Source organism: Olsenella sp. SW781 (genome assembly GCF_012027725.1).
In the GTDB taxonomy this organism is placed as follows: Bacteria; Actinomycetota; Coriobacteriia; order Coriobacteriales; family Atopobiaceae; genus Thermophilibacter.
In genome coordinates, this window is record NZ_SJOU01000015.1 from 1 (window position 1) to 20,151 (window position 20,151).

The window sequence follows — 20,151 nt, forward strand, 5'->3', positions numbered from 1 at the left end:
CGCTGTAGGCACGCGGAAGCGGAGATTTCCGCACATCCCGGTTTACGCGTGCAAAAGGTGAAACCTTCGGATGCGTAGCTTGGGATCTCGCGTCAGAATCAACCAGAATCCCGGCTTGCGCGTCCTTCTCGGCACGCGTAAACCGGGATGTCTGAAAAACCATGGCTGCGCGTGATGGCGCGTGTGCCAAATGTGCCAAATAAACCTGACGCCAGTGGCATGCCACGCGGCGGCGCGCCTAGACTCCCTGGACCGCCATGCCCACGAGGGTGGGGCCGGTGTGGACGAGCAGGTCGGCGGAGATGCCGCAGCTCACAAACTCGACGATCTCCGCCACGGCGCCCACGCGCTCGCGCACGCGCGCCACGAGCTCGCCGCGCAGCGCGGGGTCGAACGTGCAGACCGCAATGCGCACGCGGCCCCACCGCGTGGCGTTCTCAGCGAGCAGCTTGACCTGCGTGTCGAGCGCGCGCTGCCAGCCGCGGGCCTTCTTGGCGATGACGTACTTGCCCTCGCGCTCGTCGCACATGAGGACGGGCTTGATGTTGAGGACGGACCCCACGCGGTAGACGGCCTCGCTGATGCGGCCGCCCTTGCGCAGGAAGTCGAGCTTCTGGACGGAGAAGTACACGCGCGTGCGCTCGGAGAGCGCGCCCAGCACGCTGCCGATCCTGTCGAGCGGCATGCCGGCCTCGACCTGCCGCACGGCCTCCATGACGATGAGGCCCGCGGCGACGCCGATGCTCTTGGTGTCCACCACCACGACGGGGAAGTCCTCCATCTGGCGCGCGACCATGTTCATGGTCTCGTTGGTGGCGGAGAGCCCCGAGGAGATGGTCACCACGACGGCGCCGACATACCCGTCGCGCCGCGCCTGCTCGAAGGTGTCGCGGATCTTCATGGGCGAGGGGAGCGAGGTCGAGGGGATCTCCTCGTCAAAGCGGCGGACCACGTCCTCCGTGGTGATGTCGACGCCGTTCTCGTAGCTCGACCCGTCGGAGTAGTTGATGCGCAGCGGTATGACGCGCACGTCGTGGGCGGCCACGAAGTCGGCCGGCGTGTCGGTCCCGGAGTCGGTGATGACGGCGATGCGCTGCTCGTTCATGGTTTCTCCCCCTGATGCGTGACGAGGTCCCCGCTGGCCGGTATGATGCTAGCTAGACTATATCCCTTTCACATGGTCTTGAATACTAGATTATCTGTTTACGAGAAAAACAAAGGAGTGCCATGGGCGAGAAGAACCGTGAGCTCCGCGCCGCGTCGGCAAGCGAGGACGACCTCAGGTCTCTCGGGGAGCGGATGCGCTCCGTGCACATCTCGCGCATCCGCGAGATGCCGCGCATCGAGCTCTACCTCGACCAGCTGCTCACGCTCGTCTCGCAGGAGCTCGAGTTCATGCAGGTCCCGGGCGAGACCCTCGTCACGGGCTCCATGGTCAACAACTACGTCAAGCAGGGCGTGATCCCCGCGCCGCGCAAGAAGCGCTACACGCGCCGGCACGTGGCGTCGCTGCTCTTCGTGTGCGCCCTGAAGCGCGTGTTCTCCATCTCGCAGGTGAGCCAGCTCGCCGCCCTCATCTGGTCCTCCGAGCTCGACCTCGAGGCGCTCTACGACAGCTCGTGCGCGGCGCTCGAGGCGGCGCTCGCGCGGCGCTTCTCGCCTGGCGGCGAGCAGGCCTGCCAGGAGGGCGCGCTCGTTCTTCTCGACAAGGACGGACGCCCGGCCGAGACGGGGCTCGCGTGGCTGCTCCAGGCCGCCATGGATGCCCTGGCGGACAAGGTCGCGGTGGAGCAGGTGCTCCTCCTCGGCGAGCGGGGGGCGTGAGGCATGGCCAAGAGCATCTACGGCGAGCCTGCCGTCGTGCGCCGCCTCGAGCGGCGCGGCGCGCTCGCCACGGTGACCGGGAACGGCACCGTCGCCGCGGGCGTCATGGTGGCCGCGGCCCTCCTTGCGCTCGTGATCGCCAACACCCCGCTCTACGAGGGCGTGGAGTGGGTGCTCGCGCTGCCGCTCGAGGTGGGCGCGGGCCCGTTCGAGGTCTCGCTCACCGTCGAGGCCTTCGTGAACGACTTCCTCATGGCGGTCTTCTTCCTGCTCGTGGGCATCGAGCTCAAGTACGAGACCACGGTGGGGCAGCTCCGCCGCCCGCGCCAGGCCATCCTCCCCATGCTCGCGGCGGTGGGCGGCGTCACCGCGCCCGCCCTCATCTACCTCGCCGTCAACGCCGGCCAGCCCACCGCGAGCGGATGGGCGGTCCCCATCGCCACCGACATCGCCTTTGCGCTCGGCGTGGTGTCGCTCCTCGGCGACCGCATCTCACCCGAGGCCAAGGTCTTCTTCCAGACGCTCGCCATCGCCGATGACATCCTCGCCATCGTCGTCATCGCCCTCTTCTACGGGCAGGTGCCGGACCTCGGCTGGTGCGCCGCCTCGCTCGTGGCCGTCCTGGGCCTCGTGGCGCTCAACCGGGCGCGGGTCTACTCGGTGGCCCCGTACGTGGCGGTGGGCCTCGTGCTCTGGGCGTGCATGTTCAACTCGGGCGTCCATGCCACGCTCGCGGGCGTCATCCTCGCCTTCGCGCTGCCGAGCCGCTCGGACGTGCGCCTCCCCGAGCTCTCCGACTGGCTCGCGCACCGGGCCCACGACCTCGATGACGCCTACGACGACGAGCACCACGTCCTCGGCCAGCACGACTTCACCGAGGGCGCCTGGCGCGTGGAGCGCGTCATGCACCACGTGACCCCGCCGCTGCAGCGCATGGAGCGCTACGTGTCCGTCTTCGTGAACTTCCTCGTGCTGCCGCTCTTCGCCTTCGTGAACGCGGAGCTGCACCTCGTGGGGGAGAACTTCGGCGCCATCCTCTCCAACCCGGCGGCGCTCGGCACCTATCTCGGCGCCGTCGTCGGCAAGCCCGTGGGCATCATCCTCGTGACCGTCCTGCTCGTGCGCCTCGGCTTCTCGCGGCTGCCGCGCGGGATGGACTGGGGCCAGGTCGTGGCCGTGGGCATCCTCGGCGGCGTGGGCTTCACCATGTCCATCCTCATCTCCGGCCTGGCCTTCGCGGACCCGGCCGACGCCGTCGCGGCCAAGTGCGCCATCCTGCTGGGCTCGGTGACCTCCGCCCTTCTCGGCTACGCCTTCGTGCGGCTGGCCGTTCGCGGGCGCGGCGGCGGGCATGGGCGGAAGTCTCGCCCTCGCGGGGCAAACCGTCCGGGGCAAGGGGTATCCTAGGGTGCATGCGCACGCTCGCACCCGTTAGGAGTCTCGCATGAACGGTTTCAAGCGCCTCTGCATGGTCCTCTTCACGCTGGCGAACCTCTTCGTCCTGGCGGCCCTCGCGCTCACGTGGTACGGCCCGTGGACGGCGGAGGCGTCGGCGCTGCTCAACCTCGAGCCGTATTCCATCGCCATCTTGGCGTGCCTCGCCGTGAGCGCCTTCGGCCTCGTGGTCCTTCTCGTCCGCGCGCTCGTGGTCCGCAAGGTCCGCACGATCGAGGTGGCCTCCGTCGACGGCGGCGTCATCTCCGTCACGCGCGACGCCATCGCCGCCCAGGCCTCCCACATCGTGGAGGCCGACGGCACGTGCTCGGCGGCGCGCGTCATCGTTGACGCCAGGGCCCGCGGTCACGTGCGCGTCCACGTGCGCGTGCTCCCGCACGAGAGTGTGGACGTGGTCGCCAAGGGCGCCGAGCTGCACGAGGACCTCCTGCACGGGCTCGCCAAGGTCTGCGGCGACAAGGTCGAGGACGTGAGCCTGGAGTTCGTGGAGCCCGAGTCGGTCACGGTCTCGCTGGCGGAGGTCGACGAGCCCGTCGACGACGGTGGCCTCGCGCCGGCCGAGCCCGACTCCACGAGTGAGATCACGGTGTCGATGGGCGCCGCGCGCGAGTCCGAGAGGGAGGCGTAGGAGCCATGGCAGACGAGAGGGGCGCCAAGCCCAGGGTGGAGTTCAAGGTGGAGCTCGAGGACGCGGGCGAGAAGGACGCGGGGCAGCGGCCGTCCGCCGACGTCCCCGACGACGGGGCCGCCTCCGGCGAGCCCGCGCGCGACGGCCTGGGCTGCGTGTGCGACTGGGTGCGCCGCACCTTCCCGGGCGGCGAGGGAGCCTTCTGGGGCGGCGTCGTGGGCCTCGTGGCGGCCATCGCCTTCCTGGTCCTGGGCGTCTGGTACACCGCGGTCATCGCCGCCTTCGTGCTCGTGGGCGTGGCCGTCGGCCAGGCCGTTGACGGGGACCCCAAGATCTGGAACCTCATCCGCAGCCTCTTCTCACGCAACCAGTGACGGGCATAACGAGTAGTGCAGACGCGGGCGGCGCGCCGCCCCGGCAGCGAGGAGCAGACATGAGCAAGCCGAGCAGCATCAGGACCAACGAGCCGGTCGCCGAGCCGGAGCCCGAGGTCGTCGAGGAGACGGCGGTCGAGGAGGCCGTCGAGGAGGGGCCGGAGCCCGCTGAGGACGCCCTCGCCGAGCTTCCCGAGGAGGGCCAGGACATCGACCTCTCCACGGAGGGTGACGAGGACACGGACTCCGAGGACTCCCTCACCTTCTCAAACGGCGTCATCGAGAAGATCGTGGCCATCGCGATGCGCGAGGTCCCGGGCGTCGTGGGCATGAAGGGCAGCTGGTTCAACCGCGTGCAGGACGCCTTTGGCGCGAGCGACTCCACGAAGGGCGTCACCGTCGAGGTCACGCCCGAGAGCGCCGTGCGCGTGAACATCTCCGTGCTCATCGAGTACGGCGCGTACGCACCGCAGGTCTTCGAGGACGTCAAGCGCGCCGTGGTCAAGCAGGTCACGGGCATGACGGGACTCGAGGTGGCCGGCGTCAACCTGCGCATCGAGGACGTGCTCACGCCCGAGGAGATCGAGCAGCGCAGCCGCCGCGCAGCCCCCGCAAAGAAGGACGAGAAGGACGAGGAGCCGGAGGAGTAGCGACTCCGCTCAGTCACCCGTTTCGGCCGCGCGGTCCTTCTTGCCGCGCGGCCTTTCTTTGCCGCGACCCGGCTTTTTCTTCCTCTCCGCGCCCCCTCTCGCCTCCGCCGTCTCCTGCCTCTGCCGCCCCTGCGCCCGCTCCTGCCGCCCCACCGCTTAGGTGAGCAAATTAGTTGAACCATCTCTGCTCACCTAAGAGAGGTGGCTTCCTGCGACCTGTGAAAACGTTACTCACCTAAGAAAACCATGCAAGATAGTTCAACTTTTGTGCTCACCTAAGCGACGGGCGGCGAGAAGGGGGCGCTGCGGGGCGAGGCAGGCGGCAAGGCAGGGGCGACGCGAGGCTGGGGGCGCGAGGGGGACGAGGGCGGCGATGAGGACAGAAGGGGACCGCCCCGGGATCAGCGAACCTCGTGCGGCGTCTCGACGCCTGCGGCGAAGGCGAGCAGCGCCTCGACGTTGCTGCGGACCATGCCCTCCACGTCCTCGGCGGTGTAGAACGCCATGTGCGGGGTCACGATGGCGTTGGGCAGCGCCATGAGCGCGGCGCGGTCCCGGTTGGGGAGGGCGTCGCGGCTGCGGTCAAGGTAGTAGAGGCCGGCCTCGTGCTCGATGGTGTCGAGCGCCGCCCCGCCTATCCGCTCGGACTCGAGCGCTTCGACGAGCGCGGCCGTGTCAACGAGGCTGCCGCGCGCGGCATTCACGAGCACGGCGTCCGTCTTCATGAGCGCGAGCTCCTCGGCGCCGATCATGTGGTGGTTCTCGGGCAGGCCCGGCGCGTGGAGCGTCACCACGTCAGAGGAGGCGAGAAGTTCGGGCAGGCTCGTGTAGGTGGCGAGGTCCGCGAGCTCGGCGCGCGGGAACGGGTCGTACGCGAGCACGCGGCAACCGAAGCCCCTGAGCTCGCGCACCACGCAGGAGCCGATGGCGCCCGTCCCCACCACGCCCACGGTACAGCTGGAGAGCGCCCGACCGAGCTTGCCCTCGAGGGTGAAGTCCTGCGCCGCGGCGTGGCGGCAGACGAGCTTGAGCTTGCGCAGCGCCATGAGCATCAGCATGATGGCGTAGTCCGCCACGCCCTCGGGCGGGTAGGACGCGTGCCCCACGCGGATGCCCAGCTCGCGCGCCGCGGCAAGGTCGATGTGCTCATAGCCGATCGACCGCGTGGCGAGTCCGCGGACGCCAAGCTCGCGGTAGGCCGCGAGGAGCTCGCGCGACATGGGGTTGGTGATGATGCAGATGCCGTCCGCGCCGGCCGCGAGGCCCGCGTTCTCCAGCGTGGGGTAGTCGGCCGTCCAGCCGAAGTCAAAGCCCAGCTCGCGGCTCAGCGCCTCGAGGCAGGGCAGCTCGTCGTAGGGGCGCAGGGCGTAGGCGAAGATTCTCATGGGGCCTCCCGTGGTCGGATGGCCCTATGCTAGCGGTTCCGCTGCTAGAATTGGCGAGACTTCGACGGAGGGGGAGACATGACGGACAGCGTGAGCATCGAGGCGGTGGAGGCCGCGGCGCGCGCCAACAACACGCCCGGCCCGGACCACATGAACTGCGGCGAGTCCGTGATCGCGGCGCTCTGGGACGCCTTCGAGCCCGACTTCCCGCGCTCGGTCGTGGCGATGGGCGCCGGCATGGGGGCGGGCATCGGCGGGTCGGGGTGCATCTGCGGCGCGCTTGCCGGCGCCGTGGCGTTTCTCGGCCTCATGGTGGGGACCAAGGAGCGCGCCAAGCCGCTCGCGGCCGAGCTGCACGACGCCTTCCGCGACGGCACCGCCAAGCACGTGACCTGCTGCCGCGTGCTCACGCGCGGGATGGACTGGTGGGGCGAGGAGCGCGTCTCCCAGTGCCAGTACCACTGCTCGCTCGCGGCCGGCGCCGCGGCGCGGATCCTCTGCCGCGAGCTCGGCGTCCGCGCGGAGGACTAGCTAGGGGAGGGCCTGCCAGAGCGAGGCCGCGGCTATGACGAGCGCCGCAGCGAGGCAGCACGCGTCCACGATGCCGCCCGTGTGGCAGAGGCGCGCGCTGAAGCCGTGCCTGGACGGCCAGAAGAGGCGCAGGCCGCGGTAGGTGAGCGCGTCGAGCGCGAGGTGCGTGGCAAAACCGAGCGCCACGTACGGCGCGAGCGGCGGACAGACGAGCCACGTCGCCGCCGCAAATCCTACGAGCGCGGGCAGCGAGTGCGAGAAGGACCGGTGCGCCGAGAGCCGCGCCGCGCAGGCCAGGGCGACGAGCCCGACCGCGCCAAGTGAGAGCGGGCCGACGCCGTGTGTCACCGCCTCCCGCGCGAGCGATGCGCCGTTCGCAGCATCGAAGACCAGTGCGCCCGCGAGCAGCGCCGCAGCGCCGGCGCGCGTGAGCCGCTCTCGCCAGGGGTGAGCCGTGTCGCGGACGTCCAGATCCGGCAGGACGGCACCGACCGCGCCCCCGGCGGCCGCGACCGCGAGGCCGGTGAGGCCCGCCGCCGGCCCCGCCGCGAGCAGCGCCGCCGCGACGCCCACCGCGAGGTGCGTCCTTCCCGTCACGTGCCCTCCGTCCTTCTCGCCTGCGCGCGTGCTACACTACCTTACGACAACGGGGGGCTGGCGCATGCCGGCTGAGATTGGGCCCAGGATTGCGGCCCTGACCCAGGAACCTGATCCGGGTAATGCCGGCGTAGGGAAGAGCTTCGCGCGCAACGAGGCACCTACGGGAGACGGGGTGCCCTGGGGCACCCGGAAGGGAGGGCGCGTGAACTGCTCGGTTGCGATTCAGTTCCTGCCCATGGACGCCACCACGGACGACGCCACGTGCGACGCGGTGGATGCCGTCATCGCCTACATCGACTCGACGGGGGTGGACTACTTCGTCGGCCCCTTTGAGACGGCGATCGAGGGCGACTACGAGACCTGCATGGAGATCCTCAAGAACTGCCAGCTCGTGGGTGCCAAGGCGGGGTGCAGGCACATGATGTGCTACGCCAAGATCAACTACCGTCCCGACGGCGACGTCATGTCCACCGACCGCAAGATCGGCAAGTACCACCCCGGCGACCCGGAGTTTGCCCCCAAGGCCGAGGACGCGGCGGCCTAGCATGGCGTCCCGTCCCGAGCCCGCCCGCGCGCGTCGCGTGCTCACGCCGCTTCTGACCGTCGCGGCGCTTCTCGCCCTGTGGCAGGCCGTCGTGGGCGTGGGGATCGTCCCCAACTTCCTGCTGCCCACGCCGGTGCAGGTGGTCCAGTCCCTCGTGGAGGACGCCCCACTGCTCGCGAGCCACTGCGTGACCACGCTTGCCGAGGCCGCTGCCGGCCTTGCGGCAGGCGTTGCGCTGGGCTTTGTCTTTGCGGTGCTCATGGATCGCTTCGAGGGCTTCTACCTGGCCTTCGAGCCGCTCATGACCATCTCGCAGACCATCCCCACCGTGGCCATAGCCCCGCTTCTGGTGCTGTGGCTCGGCTACGGCGCGCTGCCCAAGGTCGTGCTCGTGATCATCTCGACGTTCTTCCCGATCACGGTGTCTCTGGCCTCGGGGTTCCGCTCGGTGGACCCGGACGTCATCGACCTCATGCGCACGATGAACGCCTCGCGCTGGCAGATCTTCTGGTACGCCAAGCTGCCCGCCGCGACGGAGCAGTTCTTCAGCGGCCTCAAGATCTCCGCCACCTACGCCATCGTCGGCGCGGTCATCGCCGAGTGGCTCGGCGGCAACGTGGGCCTCGGCGTCTACATGACGCGCGTGCGCAAGTCCTTCTCGTATGACCGCATGTTTGCCTCGATCATCGTCATCTCCGCGCTGTCGCTCGCCCTCATGAAGCTCGTGGAGCTCGCCCAGCGCACGTGCATGCCCTGGAAGCGGGCAGAAAGGAACAGCAATGAGCGATAAGAACCTCGCCAGGAACCTCAGCCGCCGCCAGTTCGTCGCCGCCGCGGGCGCCGCCGCGACGACCGCGGCCCTCGCGGCCTGCGACGGCGCGCAGGCCCCCGCCGCTGACGACGCCTCCGGCTCCGCGGACGGCGGGAAGACCAAGGTCTCCTTCGTCCTGGACTACACCCCCAACACCAACCACACCGGCATCTACGTGGCGCTCGCCGAGGGCTACTTCGACGAGGAGGGCCTCGAGGTGGAGATCATCCAGCCGCCCGCGGACGGCGCGGACGCCCTCATCGGCGCCGGCGGCGCGCAGATGGGCGTCTCCTACCAGGACTACATCGCAAACAACCTGGCCTCCGACCAGCCGATGCCCTACTCCGCCGTGGCCGCGATCATCCAGCACAACACCTCCGGCATCATGAGCCGCGAGGAGGACGGCGTCACGCACCCCGCCGCCATGGAGGGCCACACCTACGCCACGTGGGACATGCCCGTCGAGCAGGCCACCGTGCGCCATTGCGTCGAGGCCGACGGCGGCGACTGGTCCAAGGTCGAGCTCGTGCCGTACGAGGTGGACGACGAGGTCAGCGGCCTGCGCGCCAACATGTTCGACACCGTGTGGGTCTACGAGGCCTGGGCCGTCCAGAACGCCGTGGTGCAGGACTTCCCGTACAACTACTTCAGCTTCATCTCGGTGGACCCGGTCTTTGACTACTACACGCCGGTCATCGCCGCCAACGACGACTTCGCCAAGGAGAACCCCGAGGCCGTGAGGGCGTTCTTGCGCGCGGCCAAGAGGGGCTACGAGTACGCCGTGGAGAACCCCGACGCCGCGGCGGACATCCTCTGCGAGCAGGTGCCCGAGCTCGACTCCGCGCTCGTCCACCAGAGCCAGACCTACCTCGCCGACCAGTACGTCGCCGACGCCGAGGCCTGGGGCGTCATCGACCCCGAGCGCTGGGCCGCCTTCTACCAGTGGCTGAACGACAACGAGCTCGTGAACAACCAGCTCGACGTCAACGCCGGCTACGACCTCTCCTTCCTGGAGTAGGCGTGGGCGCTGGCGAGAAGAACGTGGTGCCCGCGCTCGAGGCGCGCGACCTGACGCTGTCCTGGGACGGCGAGCATATCGTCGTCCAGGGCGTGTCCGTTGACGTCGCTCCCGGCGAGGTCTGCTGCCTCGTGGGCCGCTCCGGCTGCGGAAAGACCACGATCCTGCACGCGCTCGCCGGCCTCACGACGCCTGTGTCCGGTCGCGTCCTCCTGCATGGCGAGGACGTGACCGGCCGGCCGGGCCGCGTGAGCTACATGCTGCAGAAGGACCTGCTGCTGCCGAGCCGCCGCATCATCGACAACGTGTGCCTGCCGCTCGTGCTCGCGGGCATGAAGAAGACCGACGCCCGTGCCAAGGCCGCCCCGCTCTTCGAGCGCTTCGGCCTCGCGGGCTGCGAGCGCAAGTGGCCGAGCGAGCTCTCCGGCGGCATGCGCCAGCGCGCGGCGTTCCTGCGCACCTACCTCATGGGCGCGGACGTGACGCTCTTGGACGAGCCCTTCTCGGCGCTCGACGCCCTCACGCGCACGGACGTGCGCCGGTGGTTCGTGGGCGTGGCGGCCGAGCTGGGGCTCTCCGCGCTCGTGATCACGCATGACGTGGACGAGGCCGTCTCCATGGCGAGCCGGATCTACGTGCTCGCGGGTGCGCCGGCTGCGGGCGAGCCCAGCCACGTGGCGGGCATCGTGCCCGTGGAACGCGTGAACAGCGAGCACTTCGAGCTCACCGACGAGTACCTCGCCGCCAAGCGCGAGGTCATGGCGCTTCTGGGGTAGCCGCCGCCGACCCGAGGCCCTTCTCGGTGGCTCAATGTGCCCATATCAAATCTGGCCGCGGCTTTTTGGCGCTTTCGTCCCCCTCGGGAGGGCAAAAAGCGCCAAAAAGCCGCGGCCAGAATTTATGTTGTAGGCGAGAAGGGCGCGTGGGCGAGAAGGGTGAGCGGGCGAGTGGGCGAGAAGAACGAATGGCCGAGAGACCCCGCGCATCGTAAGCAAGGAATAACGGCGGTGTAAGGCTCGCGCAAGGGGAGGGGAACGATCCGTAAAAGGTCTTCCCCCGGACGTATCGTTAGGGCATCGATACGTCTGAAGGGAGCTTCGTGGGAGCAAGGACCAGGACCCTCGTCGCCGGAGTCGCGCTCATCGTGGTGGCGGCGGCGCTCGCTGTGGGGATTGCGCTCTTCTCCAACGGGACGGTGCCCGGGCAGGGCCCCAGCGAGGCATCCGGGGACGCGCCTGCCGAGCAGTCGCTCACGGTGGTCCGCGGCGTCATCGGCTCCGAGAAGGAGTCGCTTTTCGCGGACCCCGAGGCCAAGGAGATCTTCGCTCGCTACGGGCTCGACGTTCAGGTCACGACGTCGGGCTCCTGGGCCATGGCGGAGCGCGAGGGCATCGAGGGGTCGGACTTCGCCTCGCCCTCCTCTGAGATCGCGGCCGCGCACATCGAGGACGTCCACGGCGACGCCGTTCTCTCCACCACGCGTCCCTTCTACTCGCCGCTTGCCATAGCCACCGGCGAGACGGTCCTCGCCGTTCTCGGGCAGAACGGCCTCGCCGAACAGCGTGACGGCGTCTGGTATCTCGACATGGCCGCCTACCTCGATGCCGTCGCCAACGGCAGGCGCTGGACGGACCTCGCGGGCTCCGAGGCCTATCCCTCGAGCAGAAACGTCATGATCACCACCACCGACGTGCGCTCCTCCAACTCCGCGCTCATGTATCTCAGCCTCGCGAGCTACGTCCTCAACGGCAACGCCGTGGTCACAAGCGAGGATGCGGGGCGCCAGCAGGCCACGGACGCTCTCGCGCGCCTTTTCCTCGACCAGGGCTACTCGCAGTCCTCATCCGCGGGACCGTGGGAGTCCTTCCTCTCCAAGGGGCCCATGAACCAGCCGCTCACGCTCATCTACGAGAGCCAGTACCTCGAGGCCCAGATGAACGAGCCCACGCGTGTGACCGACGAGATGCGCATCTGCTACCCCGCGCCCACCATTTTCTCGGACCACGTGGTCGTGGCCTTCTCCGAGGCGGGGCAGCGGGTCCAGGACGTGCTGGACAACGACCCTGACATGGCGCGCGTCATCGCCCGGCACGGGTTTCGCCTCAACGGCTCCAACTCGGGCGTCTTCTCCGAGCAGGTAGGGGAGGCCGGACTCACTGGATACGCTGCGGACGGCACGTTTATCGACGCCGCCCAGGCTCCCAGCTACGAGGTGGCGGACGCCATGCTCCAGACCATCGAGGCGCTGTACTAGCGCCGGGGAGGAGAGGGACCATGCTGAACGCACCCGTCACACGCCGCCGCTGGCTCGCCGTTCTTCTCGCCCTGGGCTGCGCGCTTGGCTGCGTGGCCGCCCTGCCCGCCTGCACGGGCGGCGGGCCCGCGCAGGGCGAGCCCCAGGGACGGCCCGCCAGCGAGGACGTCGACTCCGAGCCCGCGGTCGACGTCTCGGGCACGACGCTGCGCGTGCTCGCGGGCTCGGAGGTCCAGGACATGCTGCCCATCCTGGAGGACGCCGAAGCGGAACTGGGGATCTCGGTGGAGCTTGAGTACATGGGAACGCTCGACGGCACGGAGGCGGTCATGGCGGGCGAGGGGGACTACGACGCCACGTGGTTTCCGTCCAACGCCTACATGAGCCTCTTTGACGAGAAGGGCTCGCTCGTCTCGCAGGAGACCTCGATCATGCGGACGCCGGTGGTGCTCGGCGTGAGGGCAGATCGCGCTGTCGAGCTCGGCTGGGACGAGGAGAGCCCCACGTGGGCCGAGGTCGTGGACGCCGCCGCCTCGGGCGAGTTCTCCTATGGCATGTCCAGCCCGGTCTCGTCCAACAGCGGCTTCTCCGCGCTGGTGGAGCTCGCGACGGCGCTCTCGGGAACGGGCGTTGCCATCTCAGCCGACGACGTCTCGCTCGTGGCGGCTGACCTCACGCGCTTTGCCCAGGGGCAGGCGCTCACGAGCGGCTCTTCGGGCTGGCTCATGGAGGCCTACGACAAGGACGCGTCCGCCGTCGACGGCATCTTCAACTACGAGTCGCTCATCCTGCAGGACGAGGGGCTCGTGGAGGTGATCCCGCAGGACGGCGTCATCACCGCGGACTACCCGCTCACGCTGCTCTCCGGCCGCGGGGAGGACGCCGAGGCGGCGTATCGGGCGCTCGTGGACTACCTGCGTCGCGATGACGTGCAGCGGCGCATCGCGGACGAGACGCTCCGCCGCACGGCCGCGACGACGCCCGATGACGCGCGGATGGTCTTTGAGATCCCCTTCCCCAACCGTCTCGAGACGGTGCGCGCCCTGCTCTCCAGCTGGGTCGCCGACGTGCGCAAGCCCGCCAACATGGTCTTTCAGATCGACACCTCGGGCTCCATGGAGGGCGCGCGCCTCGACGCGCTCAAGGCTGCGCTCGTCTCCCTCACGGACACCGGAGCGGACGGCACGACCTCGCTCCTCACGTTCCAGCCGCGAGAGACGGTGCACTTCGTCGAGTTTGGCTCGGAGATCAAGAGCGAGAAGGACCTCGAGGTGGCGGCGGACGGAGACCTCTCCGACGTGCGCGCCTACGTGGAGGGGCTTCGCACGGCGGGCAACACGGCAATCTACGGCACCCTGCAGCACTCCCTCGAGCTGGCGGCGCAGAGCCGCTCGGACGACAACGTGACGTCGGTCGTGCTCTTCTCGGACGGGGAGAACACCGACTACCCGGGCATCGCCGAGTTCTCCTCCTGGTACGAGGCCACGCCCGAGGTCCAGGGCATCCCCGTCTACGCGATTCTCTTCGGCGAGACCAGCAGGGCGGAGATGGAGCAGCTCACCCAGCTGACGGGCGGGCGCGCCTTTGACGCCGCGGACGGCGACCTCACCGCCGCCTTCAAGGAGATACGCGGCTATCTGTAAATTGGGGACGGGTTTGTTCTCTCAGAGAAAACGGGACAGGTTGGGGGCGCCCGCCACGTCGCCACGGATGGGAGGTTCGATGCCAGGGGAACGGGGTCTCGTGCTCGGGATGTCGGCGGCGGTCTTCGTCGTGTTCTGCGTCTCCGCCCTTCTTGCCTCGGGGCTCGCCGCTCAGGTGGCGCTCGTGGTCGTCGGCGCCCTCATGTCCGCAGGCTCATGGCTGCTGCTCACCTCGCTCAACATGCCTCGCCACGTGGCGGCGATAGACCTGGACGCACTCGTCGGGGCCGATCCCACGCTCAAGGAGTCCGCCGAGGCCGTGAGTGGCATGGCGGGCCGCATCGACGAGGCGTGCGCCGCGGACAGCCCCCGCGGCATCGCGGCGGAGTCCGAGCGGCTGCGGGCCCTCGTGTCCTCCATGGCGGAGCTCGTGGAGCTGCCCGAGTTTGCCACGGCCGGGGCGGAGGAGGACCGCCACCTCGTCCTTTCGCTTGCCACCACGTGGCTGCCGGGCGCCTGGGACCAGCTCGTGACCAACGTCCGCTACCTGGGGTTTGGCGGTCGGGCGAGCTCGCGCGCCAGGCGGAACGTGACCGCGCTCGACGAGCAGTGCGCGCATGTTGCCGGCGCGCTCGACCGCATACGGACCAACATCGTCGACGGGGCCTCCGCGAAGATCGAGACGGGCTCCGACTACTTGCGCCAGCGTCTCGGCCATCGGTCGCCCGAGCTCTCCTTGGGGGAGCCGCCCGATGACCTCCCGTAGCCGACGGAACGATTCGACACTTGGATCTGACACTTGGAGAGGAGCCATCATGGCACACGACCTTCTCGACGCGCCCGACGACAGCTTTGACCTGGAGGTGACGCCGGCGCCGGAGCCCGTCAAGACCGAGGGCGCCCTCGCGCAGGTGCCCGCGCCGAGCCCCGAGGAGCTCCTGCGCCTGAGCGGCAACGCCAGCTCCTGGGTTGCCAAGGTGGCCGCCCTGCCGCCCCAGAGCCTGGAGTTCAAGCAGGAGGTCGACGCGATCTTCGAGGTGGGGTCCGACGCCTTTCTGGAGACGGCCAGCACCTCGAGCCGCTTTCTTGAGCAGTCCCTGGCGACGTCGAAGAGCGGAGGCGCCCAGGAGCAGGTCTCCAGGAGCCTCGTGGACCTGCGCAACGAGGTCGACGAGCTCGCGCCAGGGGAGGACACCTTCGCCGACCGCCTGCTGGGGACTCTGCCCTTCGCCAATCGCGTGAAGCGCTACTTCAAGCGCTATGAGTCAAACCAGCAGCAGCTCAACGCCATCCTGCTGTCGCTCGGCAAGGGTCAGGACCTGCTGCGCAAGGACAACGCCGCCCTCAACGTGGAGCGCCGCAGCCTCTGGGGCAACCTGGGCACCCTCAAGCGCGCCTACGAGCTGCTTACGAGCATCGATGGCGAGCTCGTGGCGCGCATCGACCGGGAGCGTGCGGCGGGCAACGCCGAGCTGGCGGCATCGCTCGAGAGAGACGCCCTGTTCGCGGTGCGCCAGCGTCGCCAGGACGTGCAGACGCAGGCCGCCGTGACCATCCAGGCCTACCTCTCGATGGGCATCATCCAGCAGAACAACGACCAGCTCGTGCGTGGCGTCGAGCGCGCCAAGACCACCACGGTGACCGCGCTGCGCACGGCCGTGATCGTGGCGCAGTCGCTCGAGAACCAGAAGCTCGTGCTCGACCAGATCGACGCGGTCAACAAGACCACGGACGCCATGATTGACCGCACGAGCAAGCTCCTGCAGGAGAACTCCCTGCGCACGCAGCAGCAGGCGGTCTCGAGTGGCGTCTCCCCGGAGACGCTGCGCCGGGCCTATGATGCGGTCTTCTCCACGCTTGACAGCATCGACAAGTTCCGCGAGCAGGCAAACGAGTCCTTCTCCAAGACCATTGACGTGCTGAACGACCAGCTCGAGCGCGCCCACGCCTATGCCGAGCGGATGAACCGCGACGGCGAGGGCGGCGCGACGGAATAGTCGGCGGCACGGCCCCGCGCTATGCGCAGACGAGCTCCACGCCGGCCGCGGCGAGCTCGGTGCGCGCCTCGTTGCTCACGTGGGAGTCGGTGATCACGCTGACGTCCTTCTCGCCTAGCGCAAGCGGCACGGTTCCGCGGCGGCTGAACTTCTCGCTCTCCGTGAGCACCACCACGCGCTCGGCGTGCTCGGCCATGTCGCGCACGGCCTGGGCGCGCATCTGGTCGCTGTTGGTGAAGCCGGTGCGCGCCGAGAAGCCGTCCGTGCCGGCGAAAAGCTGGTCCACGTAGAATCCCTCGACGCATGCGCGCACCATGGGGCCCACCATGACCTGCGAGTCCTTCTGGTAGATGCCGCCGATGAGCACGACCTTCACCGTGGGGTCGTCACGCACGGACGCCGCGATGAAGGCGCTGTTGGTGATGACGGTGACCTCGCGGCCCTCTGCCGCGAGCTGCGCCACGAGCAGCGCGCAGCAGCTCCCGCTCTCCACCATGATCGTGTCGCCGTCGTGCACCAGCCTGGCGGCGCGTTGGGCGATGGCGCGCTTCTCCTCGTAGTGATAGGCGAGGCGCCCCTCCACGTTGTCCGTGCTGCGCAGCACCGCGTAGCCGTGCTCGCGGCGGATGAGGTGGCGCCGCTCGAGCTCGGTGAGGTCCTTGCGCATGGTGACCTGCGACACGCCGAGCTCCTCGGCGAGCGCCGAGACCTCGACGCGCGTGCGCTCGGTGAGGATTTCGAGAATCCGGTTGGTGCGTGAGGGCATGACGTTCTCCTTTGAATGCCTATTCGTAAGGAGTATTGCATAATGCGCTTACGAACGAAGCTCTCAAAGAATCGATAGCTCGTGCGACTGTACACATGCGGTGTTTTTTGACCCTTAAGGCGCAAAAACAGGGGCATATGTACACTCCGGGGAAGTAGCCCTCAGAAGAATGCGTCAATCCCGGCGTCCACGTAGACCTGCCGGAACCCCTCGAGGTCCTCCTCGTGGAGGTTGGCGAGGCCATGGAGGCGGTAGTCGCGGCCGAGCAGGTCGTACTTGTTCTCGCCGAAGTTGTGGAAGGGGAGGAGCTGCACGCGCGAGGCGCCGACCTCGTGGAGGCGCTCCGCAAAGCACCGGGCGTCCTCGGGTCCGTCATTGAAGCCGGGGATGACGGGCGTGCGCACGAGCACGTCGACGCCCGCCTCGATCGCGCGGCGGGTGTTGGCGAGGATGAGGTCGTTCTCCACCCCCGTGCCCTCGCGGTGCGCCGCGGCGTCCCAGTGCTTCATGTCGATGTAGGCGTGGCTGAGCAGCCCGGCCACGCGGTCGAAGTCGCGCGCGGGCACGTAGGCCGTGGTCTCCACGTTGGTGTCCACGCCCGCCTCGCACAGGAGGCCGAGGAGCTCCACGCAGAAGTCCGGCCAGGTGAGGGGCTCGCCGCCCGAGAGCGTGACGCCGCCCCCGCTCTGCAGGTAGAAGGGCTCGTCCTGTATGCACTCCTCGAAGACGTCCTCTGTGGTGCGGGTGCGCCCGGCAACCGTGAGCGCGCGCCCCGGGCAGCCCGCGACGGCGGCCGCCGCCTCCGGCGACGCGGCGTCCACCGCGCGCACGTCCACGTGGCGCCTGTCCTCTGGCCCCGCCGCCGCGACGCCCGGGCACGCCGCCAGGCACGCCCGGCAGCCGACGCAGCTCCGGGCGTTCCACTCGAGCTGCGGGCGGCGCAGCTGGCTCTCCGGGTTGGAGCACCAGTAGCAGCGCAGCGGGCAGCCCTTGAGGAAGACCACGGTGCGGATGCCTGGCCCATCGTCGAGGCTGAACTTCTGCACGTTGAATACGGTCGCTGTCTGCATGGTCCCTCCCCGGGCCTCCGTCCCTCTCCCCGCCGTCATTCTAAGACACTTACGAACGAAAGTAAATCTCATTCCGAACGTTGACACTGCACCTGACGGCTGCTATAAGTATGCTGTAGCCAGAAGGCGTCCCACGAGAAGGGAAGTCCCAGATGTCCCAGGCAAACGAGAGCCACTTCGGCGAGCTCACGTCCCGCATGAAGGCGTTTCGCGAGGAGATGCTCGACGAGAAGCCCTACATCGACGCCGAGCGCGCCGTGCTGGCGACGGAGGCCTACCGCGAGCACCAGAACCAGCCCAACGTCATGAAGCGCGCCCTCATGCTCGAGAAGATCCTCGACAACATGACGATCTACATCGAGGGCAAGACGCTCATCGCGGGCAACCAGGCCACCAAGAACCGCAACGCCCCGATCTTCCCCGAGTACACGATGGAGTTCGTGATCGACGAGCTCGACACCTTCGAGAAGCGCGACGGCGACGTCTTCTACATCACGGAGGAGACCAAGCGGCAGCTCCGCGACCTCGCGCCCTTCTGGGACAACAACAACCTGCGCGCCCGCGGCGAGGCGCTTCTGCCCGACGAGGTCCAGGTCTACATGGAGACCGGCGTCTTCGGCATGGAGGGCAAGCTCAACGCCGGCGACGCCCACCTGGCCGTGAACTACGCCCGCGTGCTCTCCGACGGTCTCAAGGGCTACGAGGAGCGCGTCCGCGCGCTCAAGGCCGCCCTCGACCTCACCGACCCTGAGTCCATCGACAAGTACGTCTTCTACAAGGCCGTCCTCGTGGTGATCGCCGCGGTTCGCCGCTTTGCCGCGCGCTATGCCGCCCTCGCCCGCGAGATGGCGGCGGCCGAGAAGGACCCGGCGCGCGCCGCCGAGCTCCTCCAGATGGCCGAGGCCTGCGACCGCGTGCCCTACGAGCCCGCCCGCTCCTTCCGCGAGGCCGTGCAGTCCGTCTGGTTCATCCAGCTCATCCTGCAGATCGAGTCCAACGGCCACAGCCTCTCCTACGGCCGCTTCGACCAGTACATGTTCCCGTACTACGAGGCCGACATCGCCTCCGGCGCCATCACGCGCGACGAGGCCCTCGAGCTCCTCACGTGCCTGTGGATCAAGACGCTCTCCGTCAACAAGGTGCGCAGCCAGGCGCACACCTTCTCGAGCGCCGGCAGCCCCATGTATCAGAACGTGACCATCGGCGGTCAGACCACGGACAAGACCGACGCCGTCAACGACCTCTCCTTCCTCGTGCTGCAGTCCGTGGCGCAGACCCGCCTCACCCAGCCCAACCTCACGGTGCGCTACCACGCGGGGCTCAACAAGAAGTTCTACGACGAGTGCGTCGAGGTCATGAAGCTCGGCTTTGGCATGCCCGCCCTCAACAACGACGAGGTCATCATCCCGTCCTTCATCAACTGGGGCGTGGCCGAGGAGGACGCCTACAACTACTCCGCCATCGGCTGCGTGGAGACGGCCGTCCCGGGCAAGTGGGGCTATCGCTGCACGGGCATGAGCTACGTGAACTTCCCGCGCATGCTGCTCGTGGCCATGAACAACGGCGTGGACGTCACCTCCGGCAAGCGCTTTGCCCACGGCTACGGCTACTTCCGTGACATGAAGAGCTACGACGAGCTCATGGAGGCCTGGGACAAGACCGTGCGCGAGGTCACCCGCGCGAGCGTCATCGTGGAGAACGCCATCGACAAGGCGTCCGAGCGCGACGTGCCCGACATCCTCTGCTCCGCGCTCACGGACGACTGCATCGGCCGCGGCAAGACCATCAAGGAGGGCGGTGCGGTCTACGACTTCATCTCCGGCCTGCAGGTGGGCATCGCCAACATGGCCGACTCCCTCGCCGCCATCAAGAAGCTCGTCTTTGATGAGGGTCGCATCACCCCGGCAGAGCTTGCCGACGCGCTGGAGAGCGACTTCGCGGGCGAGCAGGGCGAGCGCATCCGCCAGATGCTCGTGAACGACGCCCCCAAGTACGGCAACGACGACGACTCCGTGGACCAGCTCGTGGTGGACGCCTACCAGTCCTACATCGACGAGATCGCCAAGTACCCCAACACGCGCCACGGCCGCGGCCCCATCGGCGGCATCCGCTACGCCGGCACCTCCTCGATCAGCGCCAACGTGGGCCAGGGCATGGGCACCATGGCCACGCCCGACGGCCGTCACGCCCACGAACCGCTGGCAGAGGGCTGCAGCCCCGCGCACAACGCGGACACCCACGGCCCCACCGCCGTCTTCAAGTCCGTCTCCAAGCTCCCCACGGAGAAGATCACCGGCGGCGTGCTGCTCAACCAGAAGGTCACGCCCGCGACGCTGGCCACCGAGCGCAACAAGCAGAAGCTCGAGATGCTCATCTCCGCCTTCTTCGACCGCCTGCATGGCTATCACGTGCAGTACAACGTCGTCGACCGCGCCACCCTCATCGACGCGCAGGAGCACCCCGAGTGCCACAAGGACCTCATCGTGCGCGTGGCCGGCTACTCCGCCTTCTTCAACGTACTCTCCCGCGCTACCCAGGACGACATCATCGCCCGCACCGAACAGACCCTGTAATGTGCAAGGCGTGCAAAAGTGACAGGCA

The 20,151-nt window shown here is 68.6% G+C and carries 20 protein-coding genes; 15 read left to right on the plus strand and 5 right to left on the minus strand.

The window, feature by feature from the left end; translation table 11 throughout:
• Window positions 1-238: 238 nt before the first annotated feature.
• Window positions 239-1,105: a DegV family protein gene (locus tag E0L17_RS08790; RefSeq protein WP_167930864.1), complete on the minus strand. Its 867-nt coding sequence runs from the start codon at window positions 1,103-1,105 to the stop codon at window positions 239-241.
• 122 nt (window positions 1,106-1,227) lie between these two features.
• On the opposite strand from E0L17_RS08790, the gene E0L17_RS08795 reads away from it, so the two are divergent.
• The 5 genes from E0L17_RS08795 to E0L17_RS08815 are packed head-to-tail and all read left to right on the plus strand — an operon-like array spanning window position 1,228 to window position 4,931.
• A complete protein-coding gene (locus E0L17_RS08795) occupies window positions 1,228-1,824 on the plus strand; it encodes a DUF1836 domain-containing protein (RefSeq protein WP_167930865.1) in 597 nt (198 codons plus the stop codon).
• Window positions 1,825-1,827: 3 nt separating this feature from the next.
• Window positions 1,828-3,231, plus strand: a complete 1,404-nt coding sequence (nhaA, locus tag E0L17_RS08800) for a Na+/H+ antiporter NhaA (protein ID WP_167930866.1) — start codon at window positions 1,828-1,830, stop codon at window positions 3,229-3,231.
• A 37-nt stretch (window positions 3,232-3,268) separates the two neighbouring features.
• Window positions 3,269-3,907 carry an alkaline shock response membrane anchor protein AmaP gene (amaP, locus tag E0L17_RS08805; RefSeq protein ID WP_167930867.1) on the plus strand — a complete coding sequence of 213 codons (639 nt, stop codon included), beginning with the start codon at window positions 3,269-3,271 and terminating at the stop codon, window positions 3,905-3,907.
• Between the two features lie 5 nt (window positions 3,908-3,912).
• Entirely contained in the window at window positions 3,913-4,281 is a 369-nt protein-coding gene (locus tag E0L17_RS08810) for a DUF2273 domain-containing protein (RefSeq protein ID WP_167930868.1), read from the plus strand.
• A gap of 59 nt (window positions 4,282-4,340) precedes the next feature.
• Window positions 4,341-4,931: an Asp23/Gls24 family envelope stress response protein gene (locus tag E0L17_RS08815; RefSeq protein ID WP_167930869.1), complete on the plus strand. Its 591-nt coding sequence runs from the start codon at window positions 4,341-4,343 to the stop codon at window positions 4,929-4,931.
• 401 nt (window positions 4,932-5,332) lie between these two features.
• Here E0L17_RS08815 and E0L17_RS08820 read toward each other — a convergent pair whose 3' ends face one another.
• The gene (locus tag E0L17_RS08820; protein WP_167930870.1) at window positions 5,333-6,316 is read right to left on the minus strand and encodes a D-isomer specific 2-hydroxyacid dehydrogenase family protein; all 984 of its coding nucleotides are present in this window, start codon (window positions 6,314-6,316) and stop codon (window positions 5,333-5,335) included.
• A 78-nt stretch (window positions 6,317-6,394) separates the two neighbouring features.
• On the opposite strand from E0L17_RS08820, the gene E0L17_RS08825 reads away from it, so the two are divergent.
• Window positions 6,395-6,847 carry a C-GCAxxG-C-C family (seleno)protein gene (locus E0L17_RS08825; RefSeq protein WP_167930871.1) on the plus strand — a complete coding sequence of 151 codons (453 nt, stop codon included), beginning with the start codon at window positions 6,395-6,397 and terminating at the stop codon, window positions 6,845-6,847.
• Here E0L17_RS08825 and E0L17_RS08830 read toward each other — a convergent pair whose 3' ends face one another.
• A complete protein-coding gene (locus E0L17_RS08830; protein WP_167930872.1) occupies window positions 6,848-7,444 on the minus strand; it encodes a metal-dependent hydrolase in 597 nt (198 codons plus the stop codon).
• Between the two features lie 205 nt (window positions 7,445-7,649).
• On the opposite strand from E0L17_RS08830, the gene E0L17_RS08835 reads away from it, so the two are divergent.
• From E0L17_RS08835 to E0L17_RS08870, 8 genes are all read left to right on the plus strand, one after another.
• Window positions 7,650-7,991: a thiamine-binding protein gene (locus tag E0L17_RS08835; protein WP_167930873.1), complete on the plus strand. Its 342-nt coding sequence runs from the start codon at window positions 7,650-7,652 to the stop codon at window positions 7,989-7,991.
• 1 nt (window position 7,992) lies between these two features.
• Window positions 7,993-8,781, plus strand: coding sequence for an ABC transporter permease (locus E0L17_RS08840; RefSeq protein WP_167930874.1), 789 nt, complete (start codon window positions 7,993-7,995; stop codon window positions 8,779-8,781).
• On the plus strand, window positions 8,771-9,820 hold the full coding sequence (locus tag E0L17_RS08845; protein WP_167930875.1) for an ABC transporter substrate-binding protein: 1,050 nt from the start codon (window positions 8,771-8,773) through the stop codon (window positions 9,818-9,820). Before E0L17_RS08840 ends, E0L17_RS08845 begins: the two co-directional genes overlap by 11 nt.
• A 2-nt stretch (window positions 9,821-9,822) precedes the next feature.
• Complete coding sequence (locus E0L17_RS08850; protein ID WP_353652974.1) at window positions 9,823-10,596, plus strand: ABC transporter ATP-binding protein; 774 nt, start codon at window positions 9,823-9,825, stop codon at window positions 10,594-10,596.
• Between the two features lie 323 nt (window positions 10,597-10,919).
• Complete coding sequence (locus tag E0L17_RS08855) at window positions 10,920-12,074, plus strand: hypothetical protein (RefSeq protein WP_167930876.1); 1,155 nt, start codon at window positions 10,920-10,922, stop codon at window positions 12,072-12,074.
• A gap of 20 nt (window positions 12,075-12,094) precedes the next feature.
• Entirely contained in the window at window positions 12,095-13,717 is a 1,623-nt protein-coding gene (locus E0L17_RS08860; RefSeq protein WP_167930877.1) for a vWA domain-containing protein, read from the plus strand.
• Window positions 13,718-13,796: 79 nt separating this feature from the next.
• Entirely contained in the window at window positions 13,797-14,483 is a 687-nt protein-coding gene (locus E0L17_RS08865; RefSeq protein ID WP_167930878.1) for a hypothetical protein, read from the plus strand.
• Window positions 14,484-14,532: 49 nt separating this feature from the next.
• Complete coding sequence (locus tag E0L17_RS08870) at window positions 14,533-15,714, plus strand: toxic anion resistance protein (RefSeq protein ID WP_167930879.1); 1,182 nt, start codon at window positions 14,533-14,535, stop codon at window positions 15,712-15,714.
• Between the two features lie 19 nt (window positions 15,715-15,733).
• Here E0L17_RS08870 and E0L17_RS08875 read toward each other — a convergent pair whose 3' ends face one another.
• On the minus strand, window positions 15,734-16,480 hold the full coding sequence (locus E0L17_RS08875; protein ID WP_167930880.1) for a DeoR/GlpR family DNA-binding transcription regulator: 747 nt from the start codon (window positions 16,478-16,480) through the stop codon (window positions 15,734-15,736).
• A 161-nt stretch (window positions 16,481-16,641) separates the two neighbouring features.
• Complete coding sequence (locus E0L17_RS08880) at window positions 16,642-17,550, minus strand: glycyl-radical enzyme activating protein (RefSeq protein WP_167930881.1); 909 nt, start codon at window positions 17,548-17,550, stop codon at window positions 16,642-16,644.
• Between the two features lie 152 nt (window positions 17,551-17,702).
• Here E0L17_RS08880 and E0L17_RS08885 point away from each other — a divergent pair, with 152 nt between their 5' ends.
• Window positions 17,703-20,123, plus strand: coding sequence for a glycyl radical protein (locus E0L17_RS08885; protein WP_167930882.1), 2,421 nt, complete (start codon window positions 17,703-17,705; stop codon window positions 20,121-20,123).
• Window positions 20,124-20,151: the final 28 nt, after the last annotated feature.